At 60.0% G+C, this 15,836-nt stretch carries 16 protein-coding genes; 10 read left to right on the forward strand and 6 right to left on the reverse strand.

The window, feature by feature from the left end:
- The first annotated feature begins 50 nt into the window (after window positions 1–50).
- The 4 genes from G359_RS09030 to G359_RS09045 all read left to right on the forward strand — a co-directional run bounded on the left by G359_RS09030 (window position 51) and on the right by G359_RS09045 (window position 2,597).
- On the forward strand, window positions 51–866 hold the full coding sequence (locus tag G359_RS09030; RefSeq protein ID WP_045835852.1) for an enoyl-CoA hydratase: 816 nt from the start codon (window positions 51–53) through the stop codon (window positions 864–866).
- 1 nt (window position 867) lies between these two features.
- A complete protein-coding gene (locus tag G359_RS09035; protein WP_045835853.1) occupies window positions 868–1,302 on the forward strand; it encodes a VOC family protein in 435 nt (144 codons plus the stop codon).
- Complete coding sequence (locus G359_RS09040; protein ID WP_045835854.1) at window positions 1,299–1,736, forward strand: CoA-binding protein; 438 nt, start codon at window positions 1,299–1,301, stop codon at window positions 1,734–1,736. Before G359_RS09035 ends, G359_RS09040 begins: the two co-directional genes overlap by 4 nt.
- Before the next feature lie 219 nt (window positions 1,737–1,955).
- The gene (locus G359_RS09045) at window positions 1,956–2,597 is read left to right on the forward strand and encodes a GTP cyclohydrolase II (RefSeq protein WP_045835855.1); all 642 of its coding nucleotides are present in this window, start codon (window positions 1,956–1,958) and stop codon (window positions 2,595–2,597) included.
- A 9-nt stretch (window positions 2,598–2,606) separates the two neighbouring features.
- On the opposite strand, the gene G359_RS09050 is transcribed toward G359_RS09045, so the two are convergent.
- Window positions 2,607–4,382, reverse strand: coding sequence for a glucan ABC transporter ATP-binding protein/ permease (locus tag G359_RS09050; RefSeq protein ID WP_045835856.1), 1,776 nt, complete (start codon window positions 4,380–4,382; stop codon window positions 2,607–2,609).
- Between the two features lie 126 nt (window positions 4,383–4,508).
- Between G359_RS09050 and G359_RS09055 the strand changes: the two genes are divergently transcribed.
- Window positions 4,509–5,222, forward strand: a complete 714-nt coding sequence (locus tag G359_RS09055) for a RibD family protein (protein ID WP_045835857.1) — start codon at window positions 4,509–4,511, stop codon at window positions 5,220–5,222.
- Window positions 5,223–5,225: 3 nt separating this feature from the next.
- Entirely contained in the window at window positions 5,226–5,825 is a 600-nt protein-coding gene (locus G359_RS09060) for a cytochrome b (protein WP_045835858.1), read from the forward strand.
- 15 nt (window positions 5,826–5,840) lie between these two features.
- Here the strand turns inward: G359_RS09060 and G359_RS09065 are convergent, their stop codons facing one another.
- The 4 genes from G359_RS09065 to G359_RS09080 are packed head-to-tail and all read right to left on the reverse strand — an operon-like array spanning window position 5,841 to window position 9,093.
- Window positions 5,841–6,674 carry a class I SAM-dependent methyltransferase gene (locus G359_RS09065; RefSeq protein ID WP_045835859.1) on the reverse strand — a complete coding sequence of 278 codons (834 nt, stop codon included), beginning with the start codon at window positions 6,672–6,674 and terminating at the stop codon, window positions 5,841–5,843.
- The gene (locus G359_RS09070; RefSeq protein WP_045835860.1) at window positions 6,671–7,717 is read right to left on the reverse strand and encodes a glycosyltransferase family 4 protein; all 1,047 of its coding nucleotides are present in this window, start codon (window positions 7,715–7,717) and stop codon (window positions 6,671–6,673) included. Before G359_RS09070 ends, G359_RS09065 begins: the two co-directional genes overlap by 4 nt.
- Window positions 7,710–8,114 (reverse strand): 6-pyruvoyl trahydropterin synthase family protein, encoded by a 405-nt coding sequence (locus G359_RS09075; RefSeq protein WP_045835861.1) that lies wholly within the window; start codon window positions 8,112–8,114, stop codon window positions 7,710–7,712. The genes G359_RS09070 and G359_RS09075 overlap by 8 nt, the downstream gene beginning before the upstream one ends.
- A gap of 19 nt (window positions 8,115–8,133) precedes the next feature.
- On the reverse strand, window positions 8,134–9,093 hold the full coding sequence (locus tag G359_RS09080) for a zinc-dependent alcohol dehydrogenase (RefSeq protein WP_045835862.1): 960 nt from the start codon (window positions 9,091–9,093) through the stop codon (window positions 8,134–8,136).
- A gap of 85 nt (window positions 9,094–9,178) precedes the next feature.
- On the opposite strand from G359_RS09080, the gene mdoH reads away from it, so the two are divergent.
- Genes mdoH through G359_RS09095 form a run of 3 tightly spaced genes read left to right on the forward strand, consistent with a single transcriptional unit; the run spans window position 9,179 to window position 12,782 of the window.
- Window positions 9,179–10,981, forward strand: coding sequence for a glucans biosynthesis glucosyltransferase MdoH (mdoH, locus tag G359_RS09085; protein ID WP_045835863.1), 1,803 nt, complete (start codon window positions 9,179–9,181; stop codon window positions 10,979–10,981).
- A 4-nt stretch (window positions 10,982–10,985) separates the two neighbouring features.
- Entirely contained in the window at window positions 10,986–11,732 is a 747-nt protein-coding gene (locus G359_RS09090) for an FkbM family methyltransferase (protein ID WP_045835864.1), read from the forward strand.
- A gap of 36 nt (window positions 11,733–11,768) precedes the next feature.
- A complete protein-coding gene (locus tag G359_RS09095) occupies window positions 11,769–12,782 on the forward strand; it encodes a hypothetical protein (RefSeq protein ID WP_045835865.1) in 1,014 nt (337 codons plus the stop codon).
- 14 nt (window positions 12,783–12,796) lie between these two features.
- On the opposite strand, the gene G359_RS09100 is transcribed toward G359_RS09095, so the two are convergent.
- Window positions 12,797–13,690, reverse strand: a complete 894-nt coding sequence (locus G359_RS09100; protein WP_052699276.1) for a TIGR01459 family HAD-type hydrolase — start codon at window positions 13,688–13,690, stop codon at window positions 12,797–12,799.
- A gap of 415 nt (window positions 13,691–14,105) precedes the next feature.
- On the opposite strand from G359_RS09100, the gene G359_RS09105 reads away from it, so the two are divergent.
- Complete coding sequence (locus G359_RS09105; protein WP_052699277.1) at window positions 14,106–15,770, forward strand: putative bifunctional diguanylate cyclase/phosphodiesterase; 1,665 nt, start codon at window positions 14,106–14,108, stop codon at window positions 15,768–15,770.
- Window positions 15,771–15,836 lie beyond the last annotated feature (66 nt).

Consider the following 15,836-nt stretch of genomic DNA (forward strand, 5'->3'; position numbering starts at 1 on the left):
ACGGCGCGCTTCGGAAGCGGCGACATCGCCGCGAACTGACAGGTTCTCTGATGCAAGATCTTTCGCCCCTGGGGACGAAGTTGGTCCTGGCCGACACCGTCGAGCCGGGCGTTGTCCGGCTGACATTGAACCGGCCCGCGGCGCGCAACGCACTTTCGCGCGCGTTGCTGAGCGAATTGCATTCAGAGATCGAGCGGTCGGGCGCGGATAAGTCTGTCGCCGCCATTGTTCTCGGCGCGAACGGGAATGTCTTTTCATCTGGTCACGACCTGAAGGAATTGACCGCACACCGTGCCGATGCCGACGGCGGCGAAGCCTTCTTTCGGGAGACGATGACGGCGTGCTCGGCGATGATGCGCGCCATCGTCGCCTGTCCGAAACCGGTCATCGCAGCCGTCGAGGGACGGGCAACCGCGGCGGGTTGCCAGCTCGTCGCGACGTGCGACTTGGCCGTTGCTGCCGAGACCGCGGACTTCGCAACGCCCGGCGTGAATATTGGCCTCTTCTGCTCGACACCGATGGTCGCGCTCTCTCGCAATGTTTCGCGAAAGCGCGCGATGGAGATGCTGCTTCTCGGGCAGCCTGTCTCGGCAGCCGACGCGCTTCTCTACGGCCTGTTGAACCGTGTCGTCCCTGCGAGCGATGTCATAACGGAAGCGCTGGGCATGGCTCGCGCGATTGCGTCCAAATCGAAAGCGACGGTCGCGATCGGAAAGGCGGCCTTCTATCGGCAAGCAGAGCTGTCGCTCGATGAAGCTTATGACTACGCGAGCGAAGTCATGGTGAAAAATATGATGGTCGCGGATGCGGGTGAGGGCATCTGCGCCTTCATCGAAAGGCGCAAGCCCGAGTGGAAGGACCGTTGAATTGGAGCCACGGCTTTCGTTCGTCACGCTCGGCGTCAGTGACGTCGGACGGTCTCGCAAATTCTACGAGGCGTTAGGCTTTCGCGCGTCTGCCGCGAGCCAAGCTGGCGTGGCCTTCTTTGACCTGGGGGGAATTGTACTTTCAGTGTTCGGCCGTGAAGCCCTCGCGAACGATGCAGGCGTGCCGGTCAGCAAGCCCGGATTCTCCGGCGTCTCCCTCGCACATAACGTCAACTCGGAAGCTGAGGTCGACCGCATTCTGAACGAAGCCCAATCCGCGGGTGGAAAGCTGCTGAAGCTCGGCCAGAAAGCATTTTGGGGCGGATATTCCGGTTATTTCGCCGATCCCGATGGCCACCTTTGGGAGATCGCCCACAATCCCTTCATGCCGCTCGACGCAAAGGGCCGCGTGACGCTTCCGGAGCCGGCACCATGAGCATCGACGGACTGAGTGATGATGAGGTCCGCGAAATTTTAAAGCGGGCCAAAACATTTGCCGTCGTCGGCGCGTCGCCAAAGCCCGAACGCCCGAGTAATTACGTCAGCCGTTTCCTTATCGATCAGGGATATGTCGTAAAGCCCGTGAATCCCGGCATCGCCGGTTCAACCATTCACGACCAATTGGTTTATGCGGAACTGGCTGCCGTCCCGGCACCCATCGACGTCGTCGACGTCTTCAGAACCGCCGATGCAGTACCCGAGATCGTGCGCGATGCGATCGCGGTGAAGAAAAACACGGGCGCCAGCGTGATTTGGATGCAGCTCGGAGTCATCAACGAAGAAGCCGCCGCTAGCGCGCGCGCCGCCGGTTTCACCGTCGTCATGGACCGTTGTCCGAAAATCGAATTCGCCAGACTGATGCGAAACTGAAAGTTCCAATATGCCGGAAGCAAGCCGGCATTAACCGCCCCGCGTCATCCTGACCTTCTAAATCTTCCGGGCGAGTATGCCTAAGTAAGGGCATCGGCAACACAATTTGGCGCAGCTGTTCCCTTGGGAACATGCTGAAGCCATGCAAAGGTACGAGACTTTGCCTTCTCTCGGCAAATGAGGCATATGCCTTTTTGAGCTCCCGGAGCCACGGTAACAATGAAGTCGGGTACCTTGACGTCTGTGCAACTGCCAGCTGATTGGTCGGTGGAAACCATTCTGCCGATCGAATTCCAAGGCCGAGAGCTTATGCTCGAAGCCCATGCCTATCGCGGCGCGACCGATGAAGAGCAGATCTTGGCGCTCGTCCATCGCGACGCCACCAAGATGAATGGCTCATCGCCGATCCCGGTCGTTCGCGTTCATTCCGGATGTGTGACGGGTGACATTTTTCACTCGCTTCGCTGCGACTGCTATCAGCAACTTCAGGCAGCTTTGAAGATCATCAGCGAGGTCCCGTACGGCGCGATCATTTACGTGCCCTATCATGAGGGCCGCGGAATCGGTCTCTTCAAGAAGATCCAAGCGTATGCGCTGCAAGACCAGGGGTTTGATACCGTCGAAGCCAACATCGAAGTCGGCGCGCCGATCGATAGCCGCGATTACGGCCTGACCGCGCGCGTGCTGAGCGATCTCGAAATGACCGAGATCAAACTTCTGTCGAACAACCCGGCGAAGGAATTGGCGCTCAAATCGCACGGCATCCGCGTTGTCGAGCGGCTGCCCATCGTCGCCATGCCGAACAAGTTCAATGCGCGCTATCTTGAAACGAAGCGCGCGCGCATGGCCCACAAGCTTTAGTCGTCAGCTTTAGAGTGTCGACTTGCGCGGTTTCTCGGTTGTCTTTGGAACGGTGAAACCGCCTTCCGCGACGAGACGCGAGAAAAGTCCGCCGCGTTCCGCAAGTTCGACGAACTGGCCGTGTTCGACGATCTTCCCCTGATCGAGCACGAAAATCTGATCGGCATCGGCGACCGTCGAGAGCCGGTGCGCGATGACGAACGTCGTGCGACCCGCGCGCAGCGTATCGAGCGCCCGCTTGATCTTGGCTTCCGTCTCTGAATCGAGCGCGCTTGTTGCTTCGTCCAGAATGAGGATGGGCGCGTCCTTCAGAATGGCGCGTGCAATCGCAAGTCGCTGACGTTCGCCGCCCGATAGCGCCGCGCCGCGTTCGCCGATCATGAAGTCATAACCGCCGGGCTTCCGCATGATGAAGTCGTGCGCCTCTGCGAGCCGGCTGGCGCGCTCGACCTCGGCGTCCGTCGCATCCGGCTTTCCGATGCGAATGTTCTCGCCGATCGATCGGTTGAAGAGCCCCGCATCCTGAAAGACGACGGCAATTGCGCTTCTCAATGATTGCAGAGTGACGCCCGAGATATCTTGGCCGTCGATCAGGATGCGCCCGGATTTCGGCTTCAAGAATCGTTGCAGCAAACCGATCGTCGTTGACTTGCCCGATCCCGTCGGGCCGACGAATGCGACCGTCTCGCCGGCCTTGGCGGCGAATGACACGTCGCTGATGCCCTGCGAGCCCCCTTCATAGCGGAACGTCACGTCATCGAACGTGACTGCGCCATCAACCGCGCGAAGAGGCTTGGCGCCCGGCCCGTCAGCCGGCGCGCCCGCCTCGTCGATCAGCGCGAACAACGCGGTAATCGTCGGAGCCTGCTGGTCGATCCGCACCGCGAACCCCGAAAGCGCATCGAGCTTCGAAATCAGCAAGCTCGCGAAGGCGACGAAACTGACGATCTCGCCGACGGTAAGCTCGCCGCGTCCGGCGAGCACCGCGCCTGCCGTGAATATGATGACCATCGTGAGCGTCGCGGCGGAACGCTGCAACACTGTCAGCACACCCCACCACGTCAGCACTGGATATTGGGCGGCAAGGAGATCGCGCGCGAGGCCGCGAAGCGCGTCGGCCTCGGCCTTGAGCCGGGCATAACTCTGCACGACGGTCACGTTGCCGATGACATCGACGACGCGGCTCGAAAGCGCGGTCTCGTGCTCCTCGACGGCCGCTTGCCCAACGGCCGTGCGTTTCACCACGATGACATGCATCAGCGTGTATGCGGCGGCGAGCGTCATCAGAATGGCGGCCATTCTCGGGTCCATCGTGAACGCCGTCGGGACCAGCAGGATGATGCCGAAAACGACCGCCAGTTGCTCGCGCATCACGCCAAGCCAAAGCCAGAACAGCGCGCTCATTCCCGAAAGGATCGTCCGTATGGTCGCGCCCGACCCACGCGAGGCGTGTGAACTTTGCGGGAGCGCGATCGTTTTCTCGAAGATGCTGGCGAGATGCGCGAGCTTCTGGCGATGCGCCAGCCGGTCCGCGTTGATACCGACGATGACGCCTGCAAAAATTCCGAAGAGCCCCAGGAGTGCCCAAAGTCCGATATAGAAGAATGCGCTCTCGCCTTTGCTCAGCGCGTCCACGACCCGTCCGAACAGAATGGGTTCGGCAAGCTGCGTAATGGCTATCACCACGCCTGCCGCCGCGAGCCCAATCGCGAGATATTTCTCTGGCGCCAAAAGAGCGAGCGCGCGCCTGTAGATTTCAATGAGGCCAAGCGGCTTCGGGTTCATGATCGGGTGCTATGAGAGTTGGAAGGAAACGATGCCTGTAGACGAAGAGCGAAATCCCGAATTGGCCCGAGTCACGATCATTCGGCGACACGTTTATTTGAGCGCGTTATATCATTCTGAGATCTCATGACATCCGGCAAAATTGGTAATCAAGCTTCTTTGCAATCGATTTTCGATCCGATCATCGCCGCCCCATCGGACAGGCCGTTCGTCGTCGCGCAGCTTGGCCAATCCCTCGACGGTCGAATTGCGACGGCCAGCGGTGACTCGCGGGGCATCAATGGCGCCGCCGCCCTTGATCATCTGCATCGGTTGAGGTCGAACGTCGATGCCATCGTCGTCGGAATAGGAACCATCATCGCGGACGATCCGCAGCTGACCGTCCGGCGCGTTGACGGCCCGCAACCGATCCGCGTCATCATCGATCCGAAGGGCCGCCTTCCGGCAACTGCCCGCTGCTTGGCCACCGGCGACAGCAAATGCCTCGTCGTGACGAGCAAAGCCGAGGCCGTGCCAAAGGGCGCCGAAGGCCTCGTCATAAAAGCTTCCGCGCCGCGGATCGAACCTGGCGATATCGTGGAGGCGCTGTTCAAGCGCGGTCTGAAGAAAATCCTTGTGGAAGGCGGCGGCACCACGATCTCGCATTTCATCAATGCCGGAATGATTGACAGAATTCATATTCTCGTCGCGCCGCTGATATTGGGGTCGGGCATTCCCGGTCTTTCGCTGATACCGGTTGGCAGCATCGACGAGGCAATATGGCCAAAAACTTCAGCACACGTTCTTGACGGCGGCGATGTGCTGTTCGATTGTGATCTGAGGCATCAGCGGCGAGGCTAACGCATGGCCCAGGATCCCAAGTACGACCTCCCGACGTACACGCCGATCGCGCGTGGCCTCCATTGGTGGATCGCGTTGCTTGTCCTTATCCAGCTGCCCCTTGGCTTTTACATGGCCTATCGCGGCAACGAGATGCCGGGCGTCAATGAAAAGGGCGAGCCGGTCAAGGGCGTCTGGGATGCGCTGACGGACACTCTTTATAGCTCGCACAAGGTCATCGGACTGACGATTTTGCTGTTTGTCGTCCTGCGGCTGCTTTATCGCCTCACGCAGGGAGCGCCGCGTTCCGATCCGACCGTGCCACCCGCGCTGACCGGTATCAGCCATCTCGTACATTGGGCGCTCTATGCGTTGCTGATCGCTGTTCCGGTTATCGGTTACAAGGCGATTTCCTACGGCAACTATATGGACGTCTTCGGAGTCCACCTCCCTGCAATTGCCGAAAAGAACGAGGACCTCGCAAAGGAAGTCTTCGAGTGGCACGAGACAGGCGCAATCCTGATCATCGTTTTCGCCGCGATACATATCGCGGCTGCCGCCTATCATCGGTTCATTCGTAGAGATCGGGTCGTCGAGCGGATGATCCCGAAGCGTGCCGTCTGACAGGTTCAGCCGATTTCACGATGGCGCGGCGAACACGTCGGTATGCCCGACGAACGCCCCAGTTCGCGTGACGTTGACCCAGCCCACGACGGCTTTCTCATCGACGCCACCGATTTCGGTCACGGCAACGGCATGACCGCGGACCAGTTCGTCGATCAGCATGCGGTCGCTGCGTTCAAGCCGCCATGGACTCTCGCCCTCGACAACCACGTGTCCGTTGATGCGGAATTGATCGACCAGATGTGAAGCCGCGAGCGGGCCAGCCGCCGGACCGAACCCTTTGTCCCGCATCTGGTGACGTTGAAACGCCGCCGTCATCTGATTGTCGGCCGGCCGGTGCGGTGTCCACTTTTGCAAGCCGTTATAGGTGAGCGTCGCGTAGAACGCCGCGCCCGCAGCAACGACGGCCTTCGCCAGCGCCCGGATGTAGTCTTCTGATGTCAGATCGAAGAAAGCCGATGCCGTAACGAGCTGAGGCTTGTCATCGAGAAGAGCTTGCAGGTCGCGCGCGAGGTCGGCTGCCTTGAACAGCACGGTTATCCGCTTGCCGCCTTTATCGAGCACCAGCCGCTCGCCATCTTCCTCGTAACGGTCGGCCCAGCGAATGAGTTTCGCTTTCGCCGCGTCCAATAATCTCGTGTCGTGATCGACAAGCGTCCACGTCTGCCGGTCCGGCAGCAGAGCCGACGTCGCACGAAGATTGGCGCCCGTACCGGCTCCGAGATCGAGGACGCTGAGCTCGCTGCGAAGTGCAAAGCGGGCAGCCACGGCACTCGCGACACTTTGATTGCGGGCGCGCGCATCGGCGGCTTCGCGCAGGTCGAGCCATTCCGGCGAAAAATCGCTCACGGCCGCAATCCCAATATGACGGCTGCAATGCGCCGCGCCGTCTCATGCCAAGTCGGTAATGTGCGGCCCGCTTCCCAGGCAGCATCCGCGAGCCGGTTGCGGAGCTTCTTGTCGGTCAGTGCCTTCTGCAGCGCCGACGTGAGTTCGCCGACATTCCCGGCCTCGACGTGGAGTGCGGCGGACTCGCCTGCGGTATCGGCCGCAGCGCCTCCAGCCGCGAGGACGATCGGCAAGCCGCGAGCCATCGCTTCGGCGAGAACCATCCCGTATCCTTCAAACAGTGACGCGGAAACGAAGAGATCTGCACAATCGTAAAAACGTTCGAGCGTCGCCGGCACGACCTTTCCGGCAAGCGTGACGCGATCTTCGAGGCCATGCTTGGCAATAGCACACTGAACGGCTTCGACGGCCTGCGGATGACGGTCGAGCGCGCCCGCGATCGTCAACCGCCAATCGAGATGCTTGAGCGGTGCCAGCGCCTCGACGAGAAGATCGTAGCCCTTGCGCGGCATCACGGCGCCGACGGCCAGAATTTGCAACGGTGCGCCAGTGCCGGTCGCGCGCTGGGCCGGATCCGTTCCGGGCTCCGCGATTGTGATTTTGTCGGCCGGGATCGCCATGTGCTCGGTCAGGATGCGTTTGGTGGCGCGGCTCGTCACGATGACATGGTTGGCCCGCTGAAGCGCGTGCTCTTCGCTGACCTTCAATTCCACCTTGCGCGCGTGCGGCAGTCCGGTTTCGAGAAACAGCGGATGATGGACAAGCCCGATCACGCGGCCGCGAAGTGCGCCGAGGATACCATCGGGAAATGCACCATAGGCGAGACCATCGACAAGAAGCACCGAATCCGGGTGACGCTTTTCGAGAATGCGCCGCGTTTCATCGAGGTCTTTCGCGTTCGGGTTTGGAAACGAGTCCGGCAATCCAAGGACGGATACCGGAACGCCGAATGCGGGCAACAGCTCGATGACGCGCCGGTCAAAGGCATAGCCACCTGTCGTAGCCTTTAGATCCCCAGGAATGGCGAAGACGGCTTCAGCCACCGATCGGTCCCTCGAAGCTGGCGCGCGCGAGGTCAGTTTCCGACAACGTCACGCGAATTCGCGAAAGCGTCTTTCCATCGTCTCCGAGCGCACCGGCTTTCGCCGCCTCCGCAATACGATCGAAGACATACTTGCAGAGAAATTCGGTCGTGGTGAGGACGCCCTTGAATTGCGGAAGAACGTCGAGGTTCTGATAGGCGAGCGGTTGGAGCGTCGTGCCGAGCACCTTCAATGCAGCGCCGATATCGACGACGACGTTCTGCTCTGTCAGCTTCTCGCGAAAGAAGGCGACATCGACGACGAAGGTCGCACCGTGAAGGTTCTGCGCCGGCCCGAAGAACGGATCGGGCAGCGAATGGGCAATCATGATGCGGTCGCGAACTTCGACGGAGTACATGGAACTTCAGCCTGTAAAATTAGTAGCGGACGATGGGTGGCAGATCGGACGACGACCAGATTTTCGGCAGCGTGGAGGGCAGATCCTCGAAATTGACCGTATCAGCCACGAGCACATCTAGACGCTCGTCATCGAGCATGGCAATCGCGCGTTCCATCCGGTCTTTGTGCTTGAGCTGGTTACGATGGCTAGGGGCCACGTGCCCAACCTGCGAAGAGATGATCTTAAGACGACGGCTATGGAACGCCCCGCCGAGGTTCACGGTAACAGGGTTCGTCCCATACCAGCTCATCTCGACCACGCATCCCTCGAACGCACACGCGTTGATTGCTGTCTCGAGCCCCGCGCTTGTCGCGCTCGCATGAAAGACGATCCGGTTGTCAGCCGGTACATCTGCCGGAGACACGAATCTGATCCCGAGCTTTTCCGCGTACTTTGCCCGCGCCGGATTGATGTCGGTGATTGCAACCTCGGTTCCCGCGATACGGCTCGCGAGATGCGCGGTCAGCAGCCCGACAATGCCCGCCCCGACCACGAGCACCCGGTCGCCGAGCGTCGTGCCTGCGTCCCAGTGTGCGTTGAGAGCGGTCTCCATATTCGCGGCCAGCACGGCACGGCGCGAGGGCACATTGTCCGGCAGGATCGCGAGAAGCGGTTCCGGCGCGTGGAAATGATCCTGGTGCGGATGCAACACAAATATCCGCTTGCCGATATATTTCTCGGAACCGGCAGTGACGCGCCCAGTCGCGGAATAGCCGTATTTGACGGGGAAGGAGAAATCTCCGGCTTGCAACGGTGCACGCATTCGCGGCCATTCGCTTTTGGGAATCTCGCCGAGCGCGACCATGCGCTCGGTGCCGCGACTGATTGCGGAATATTCCGTTGCGACGCGTACTTCACCGGGTGAAGGCGGAGGGAGGCGTTCAGGTCGCACTTCCGCGACGCCAGGCTTGACGTACCAGAGGGCGCGAGCAACCACGATCTGGCCCTGGCTGCGCCTTAGGGGTTGGGCACTGGAGTCGAATCTGCTCTGCGGGTCACTCATTGCGAAGGATGGGTCCGTAATGACGATCGGTGCCGAGCACGAGAGGGTCTCGGACCTGAACAGAACGATTATCGTCGAGGATCCAAGCCTTACGACTCCCGTAGGCCAGGACGCAAGAGGCGCCCTGACCAGGCGGCGGCGCCTCGTCTTATTTCTCAATCTTGCGACGTGGCTTCTCATCATTGCCGCTGCCTGTGCAATTTTCTTGACCGGCGGCTGGACGATGCTCGGCGTCGCCATGGTTATTTGCTTGGCGCTCGGCACGCCGTGGCCGGTCCTTGGTTTCTGGAACGCTGTCATCGGCCTATGGCAGCTTCATGGGCCAAAAGGGAAAGCTCAGGCCGAGCAGCCCTTTTACGAAGCGTCGGATGACCAGTCGCCGTTGACGGTTAATACCGCAGTCTTGATGACCTTGCGCAACGAGGACCCCGCCCGGGCCCTGTTGCGGCTGAAGACGGTGAAGGCAAGCCTCGACCGCACGCCCGAAGGCGCCCGCTTCTCCTATTTCGTGCTGAGCGACAGTGATCGCGATGAGATCGCCCTGCGCGAGGAAGCCGAAGTCGCCGCGTGGCAGAAGTCCGACTCCGATCGGACCCGCATCATCTATCGCCGCAGGAAGGACAACGCAGGGTTCAAAGCCGGCAACATCCGCGAATTCGCGAGACACTGGGGCTCCGATTACGAGTTCATGCTGCCGCTTGACGCTGACAGTCTGATGACGGGAGAGGCGATCGTCGATCTCGTGCGCATCATGCAGATGAACCCGCAAATCGGGATTCTCCAAAGTCTCGTCGTCGGCACCCCGTCCTCTTCGGCGTTCGCGCGCATTTTCCAGTTCGGCATGCGGCTCGGCATGCGGACGTATACGATGGGCCAAGCCTGGTGGGTGGGGGACTGCGGACCGTTCTGGGGTCACAATGCGCTCCTGCGCATCGAACCCTATCTTCAGCATTGCGCACTGGATGGTCTGATCAAAAGCGGTCCGATTTTATCGCACGATCAGGTCGAAGCCGTTCTGATGCGCAAGGCGGCCTACGAGGTTCGAGTGTTGCCCGTTGAAACGGGCTCCTACGAAGACAATCCTCCTGATGCCCTCGAATTCATGCGCCGCGAGGCGCGCTGGTGCCAGGGCAACATGCAATATCTGAGACTGATCGGGATGAGGGGCATAGAGCCGGTCAGCCGCTTCCAACTGCTGTGGGCGGTGCTGATGTTCCTTGGCGTCCCCGCCTGGACGCTACTCGCTGCGCTCTTTCCGCTCGCAATGTTGAGCGCGCAAAGCCAAGCCGACTTTCCTTGGTCTGCCGTCGAGATCATTTACGCGCTGCTTCTCGTGATGCATCTTGCGCCGAAGCTCGCGGGCATCGTCGATGCCATTCTGACGCCCGGCGAAGTCCGCCGCTTCGGAGGCTGGCTCAGCTTTGCATCCAGCGCGATCATCGAAATCGTGTTCTCGCTCATCCTCGGCGCCGTGACGACCATACGCACGTCAATGTTCATGGCCGGCCTCTTGATCGGCAGAGCCGTCGTTTGGAACGGCCAACGCCGCGACGGAGAAGGCGTGGCGTGGACCGACGCGTTGCGATGGCTGTGGCCACAGCTTCTCTTCGGATTGTCCCTCTACGCGGCAATGGCTCTGATTTCGCCAGCCGCGGTCTTTTGGAGCTTGCCGCTGACGGCTGGCTACGTACTCGCGGTTCCCTTCGTCGTTTTCACGGCGAGCCCCGCGGTTGGTCGCTTCTTTCGCCGTCACGGCATTGCGGGCATTCCCGAGGACTTCACGCCGCCGCCTGAAATACGAGCCGTGCAGGCGGGGAACTGACCTCATGGTGTCACCGTCTCTCGAGGGCGTCTTCCGATCGCTCCGGATCTATCTCGGGCCCGACGCCCCGCGAAGCGCAATGGATGCGCTCTATCGCCGTTTTGTCGAGCCGGGCGATCTCGTCTTCGATGTCGGCGCCCATGTTGGCGACCGCGTGTCGTCGTTCCGGCGGCTCGGCGCCCGCGTCATCGCGATCGAGCCCCAGCCGTTGCTCTTTTCTGCCCTGAGCCACATCCACGGCCGCGATCCTTTGGTCGAGATCATCGACCGCGCGGTCGGCGCGGAAGCCGGAACGCGTCAGCTCTTCGTCAATACGACGAACCCGACAGTCTCGACATTGTCGCATGACTTCGTTCGCCAGGCCGAAGGCGCTAGAGGATGGGAAGGCCAAACCTGGGACGAACAGATTCCGATCGAGGTCGTCACACTCGATGGGCTAATCGCACGCTATGGATTGCCGTCGTTCGTCAAGATCGACGTCGAAGGTTACGAAGACGCGGTGCTGCGCGGCCTCTCACGTCCGGTCAAGGCGCTTTCGTTCGAGTTCACGACGATCGCCCGCGACGTGGCGATGGCCTGTTTCGACCGGTTATCGTCGCTGGCAGGCTATGGCTACAATGTCGCCCTTGGTGAAGGACAGACGTTGGTCTTCGATCGCTGGCTCTCTGATACGGAGATGGCTGGCTATCTCAGCAAACTGCCGCACGATGCGAACTCAGGCGACATTTATGCCGTGCTCGAGCCACGCTAGACCGGCAAAACCGAATGAATCGAAACGGAGTATTGAATGCCATTTTACGTTCGCCTGCTGGCCGCCGCGCTGTTGCTGCTGGCTTCTGAGATCGTGCCGGCTAATGCCGCATCATTGGACGGTCTTGCCGTTGACGTGTTGAACCAGAGCGAGCAGGTCCTCTGCGCCGAGAAGGACAACGTCGCCATCTCGCTGACAAATAAGAACGTCCGGGCATTTCGCATCGAAGCCGCACATCCGGTCTATCTCTCCGCCGATATGCGCGCAAACGTAGAGGCCGATTGGACCGCCTGCGATATGGCATCGGACCCGAGCTACGCCGCACCGAACCCGCCTAAGAAAGTGACGCTTTATGAAGACGAAAAGCTTTGGCTCGTCGGCTTCTCCTATCCGACGTTCTGGCGTCCCGCGACGACGACGGTGCGCGTCGGAGATCGCGTCGAGACCGGCCTCCACTTGCTTCAACTCTGGATGAAGCGCGACGACGGGGCCGAAGAAGTCCTCGTTCTCTATCCTCAGGACGGCTATTGGCGCGCCCGCCCGATGACGCCGTCGAATATGCGGAACACTGCCTATGGCTCGTCCTTCATCGTCGGTCCCATCGAGCAGGACGGCCGCCCGCTGGTCAAAATCAAGGAAGTTTCGTACGAGCCGCAAACCCGCACGTTCAATCTCGCGTTCGAGAAGGGCGGTTCGGCAGCGGTGCGCATGGTGAGCGTAGACGCCAACAAGCAAGCGATCGACGTCGTCTTCGATAAAGGGATCAACGGCGGCCCGTTCGCGATGCTGAGATCGATGTACATCACCGAGTTCAACAACGACACCGCACGCATCGCCGTTCGCGAGCAGGGCGCCAAGGGCTGGCGCGAAGACAATATCATGAAGTTCGATCACGCTCACGCAACCGACGTCTGGATCGGCCGGCTCGTGCCATCACAGCACAACACGACCTCGCCCGATACTGTGTTCAACAGCTTCTCGGACGGTCCGACGCCGAAGCGCCCGAAAGCCGAGCCGCCAGCTCCCCTGCCTTTGACGAAGGAAAACTAAGAGCGCTGGGAACGCTACCAGGCGAGTTCCACCATGGCGCCGAGTGCCGGCGGCGAACCTGGTCCGAACAAGTCGGACAGCTTCGCCGTCGAGAGATCTATGCCGTCGATGGTTTCATGCCGGTGAATGCCCGAGGCAATGAAAAGCGCGTCGCAGCCGTAGTTCTCTGCCCCTTTGAGGTCCGTCCGTAGTGCGTCGCCGATGACCAGAACCTTGCTGCGATCGACGTTGGAGTTGCGCAGCGCCTCCGCTTTTTGATGCGCCGTCTCGTAGGTGTTCAGGTGAGGTTTACCTGTCCAGAACACCGGGCCGCCCATATGGAGGTAAAGGTCCGCAATGGCCCCGGCGCAATAAAGAAGCGTTCCTCCGACGTCGACGACGAGATCCGGATTTGCGCAGACGAACGGCAAACGCTTCGCCAGGGCCCTCTCGAGAAGAGGCCGGTAATCGTCCGGCGTTTCGTTTCGGTCGTCATTGAGTCCGGTGCAGATGATCGCCTCCGCCTCGTCCAGCGGAACGGAGCGCGTGTGAAGCGCAGAGAAGAAGGCTTGATCGCGATCCTGCGGGCCTATGCAATGGAGCGCCTCAAACCCGCGCGCCGCCACGTGATCGAGAGCAAGATCGCCGGATGAGACGATATCGTCCCAGGCGCTTGTCGGAACATGTCGCGAGGCGAGCATGTCGGCCACCCGCCTCTTGGGAACGGGCGCGTTGGTCACGAGAATGACCGTGCCGCCGGCGGCACGAAACTTTTCGAGCGCCCGGCAGGCGCCGACGAATGCCGTCGTCCCGTTATGAAGAACGCCCCATACATCGCAGAAAATCACGTCATAACGCGCTAAAATGGGCCCCGCGTGCGCCAAGATCGACGGTGCTTTCGGGCCTTGGTCGGACGAAGATTTTCGCAAATTTGTCTCGCACAGTGCTAGCGTGAAATTGACACGCGGTTTTGATTGAATTGATCGGAGCAGAAGAGATCGCCGTGAGTTAACGGCCATCGAGTTCGCAATCAAGTTCATTCGAAGCGAACCAATTTCAGAAGCCACGCCCGAATGGCGAGCAGGTGCCGAGCCCGAGCATAAGCCTTATGCCTTCAGATGACTGGCGAAGTAGCCAGTAGCCGCTCGGCATATCCAAAGACAACATACGATATATTTTTAAATTCATTTGTAGACTGACTAATTTGCGACGACCCGATTTCCCCGAAAGACAAAAATGAAGCCCGACGGCCATTCATCCAAGCCCATTGCGCGTAGGACATATGGGTCTAGAAAAAAGCCGATCGAACAACCAGGCGGGCTCTTTGAGAGCGCGCTGTATAGTATGGTTCGCGGCTTGGCGATGTTCGATAAGGAGCATCGCCTTGTCGTTTGCAACAACCTCTATCGCGAAATTTTGGATCTGCCCGATGCACTGACGAAGCCGGGCACTTCCTTCGCCGATGTCGTCGGCCATCACGTGTCGGTGGAACGAGGTCTCGACGCAAAAGGGGATCGCGCCCTTCAACAGCGTTGGATGAAGGAGCATCTGGCCGCGCTGTCCGAAGGCAAGTCATTTACGCAAACGAGATATCTGAAGAATGGCCGGAGCATTCGCCTTTCCAGTGAGCCTTTGCCGGATGACGGATGGGTGGACATTTTGGAGGATATTACCGACGAGCACCAAGCGGAGAAAAAGATCGCTTGGCTCACGCACCATGACGCGCTGACTGAACTTTATAATCGCGTCCATTTTTGCGAAGAGCTTCAAAGCGCACTTGCGAGAGGCAGCAATCTCGCGGTCCTCTGGATCGACCTCGACGACTTCAAGAGCGTCAACGATACGTTCGGCCAACCGGTCGGCGACGCTTTGCTGAAAAGCGTTGCAATGCGCATGTTGAAAATCGTCCGCAAATCCGATGTTCTCGCGCGGCTCGGAGGCGATGAATTTGCACTGATTAGGTTTGGTCCGACCACGCGCGAGCAGCTCGAGCGCTTGGCACAGCGGTTGCTGGCGGCCATTGCATCCGAGCAGAGACTGCTCGGCCGCAAGCTGTATGTCACCGCAAGCTTGAGCATCGCACTTGCCCCCGAACATGGCACCGATCCCAATGAGATCCTGAAGAATGCCGATCTCGCTCTCCATCGCGCCAAGACATCGGGAAGGGGCCGGTACGAGTTTTTCGATCCGCACGGCGATTACGCTCCGGGGAAAGCAAAGAGACTAGACGCCGACATGAAGGTCGCCGTGAAGAAGAAGCAGTTCGAACTGCACTATCAGCCGGTCGTCGATGTCACCGCAAAACGCGTCAGTAGTTTCGAAGCTCTGCTACGCTGGCGTCATCCGGAGCATGGCCTCATTCCGCCCGGCGATTTTATTCCCTTTGCCGAACAGTGCGGGTGGATCGTCGAAATCGGCAAATGGGCACTGGGCCAAGCGTGTAAGGACGCGGCTTCATGGCCCGCCGATATCAAAGTTGCGGTCAATCTCTCGTCGGTGCAATTCGAGCGCGGCGACCTTTATGTTGCGGTCACGGATGCGATCGCGCAATCGGGTCTCGCTTGCGACCGTCTCGAACTCGAAATCACGGAATCCGTGTTGCTTCGGGATCATCCAAAGACGCATGAGCTCCTGCATCGTCTCCGGTCTCTCGGCATCAAAATCCTGCTCGACGATTTCGGAACTGCCTACGGCTCGCTGAGCTACTTGCGGAGTTTCCCCTTCGACAAGCTCAAGATCGAGCGGTCTTTCGTGCGAGATTTCGGCACGCGAAATGAGCGCGACGCCGCAGCAATCGTGCAATCGATCGCCGAGCTCGCAAAACGCTTGCACATGACGACGATCGCCGAAGGCGTCGAGACGGCCGATCAGTTGGCGATGGTTATGAATGCCGGTTGCGAGGAGGTTCAGGGCTTCTATTTCAGCAAGCCGGTGCCCGTCAGCGAAATCGCCGCTACGATCGCTCGCTGCCGTGAAATCCTTTCCGCGGCACTCCAGACGAGCGCCTGAGCGTGCCTCGATGGCTTTCTGGCCAAACCCGTCAGGTCGCTCGTATCGAAACGCATCTCGCGTTAG

The sequence above is a fragment of the Hyphomicrobium sp. 99 genome (assembly GCF_000384335.2).
Taxonomy (GTDB): Bacteria; Pseudomonadota; Alphaproteobacteria; order Rhizobiales; family Hyphomicrobiaceae; genus Hyphomicrobium_B.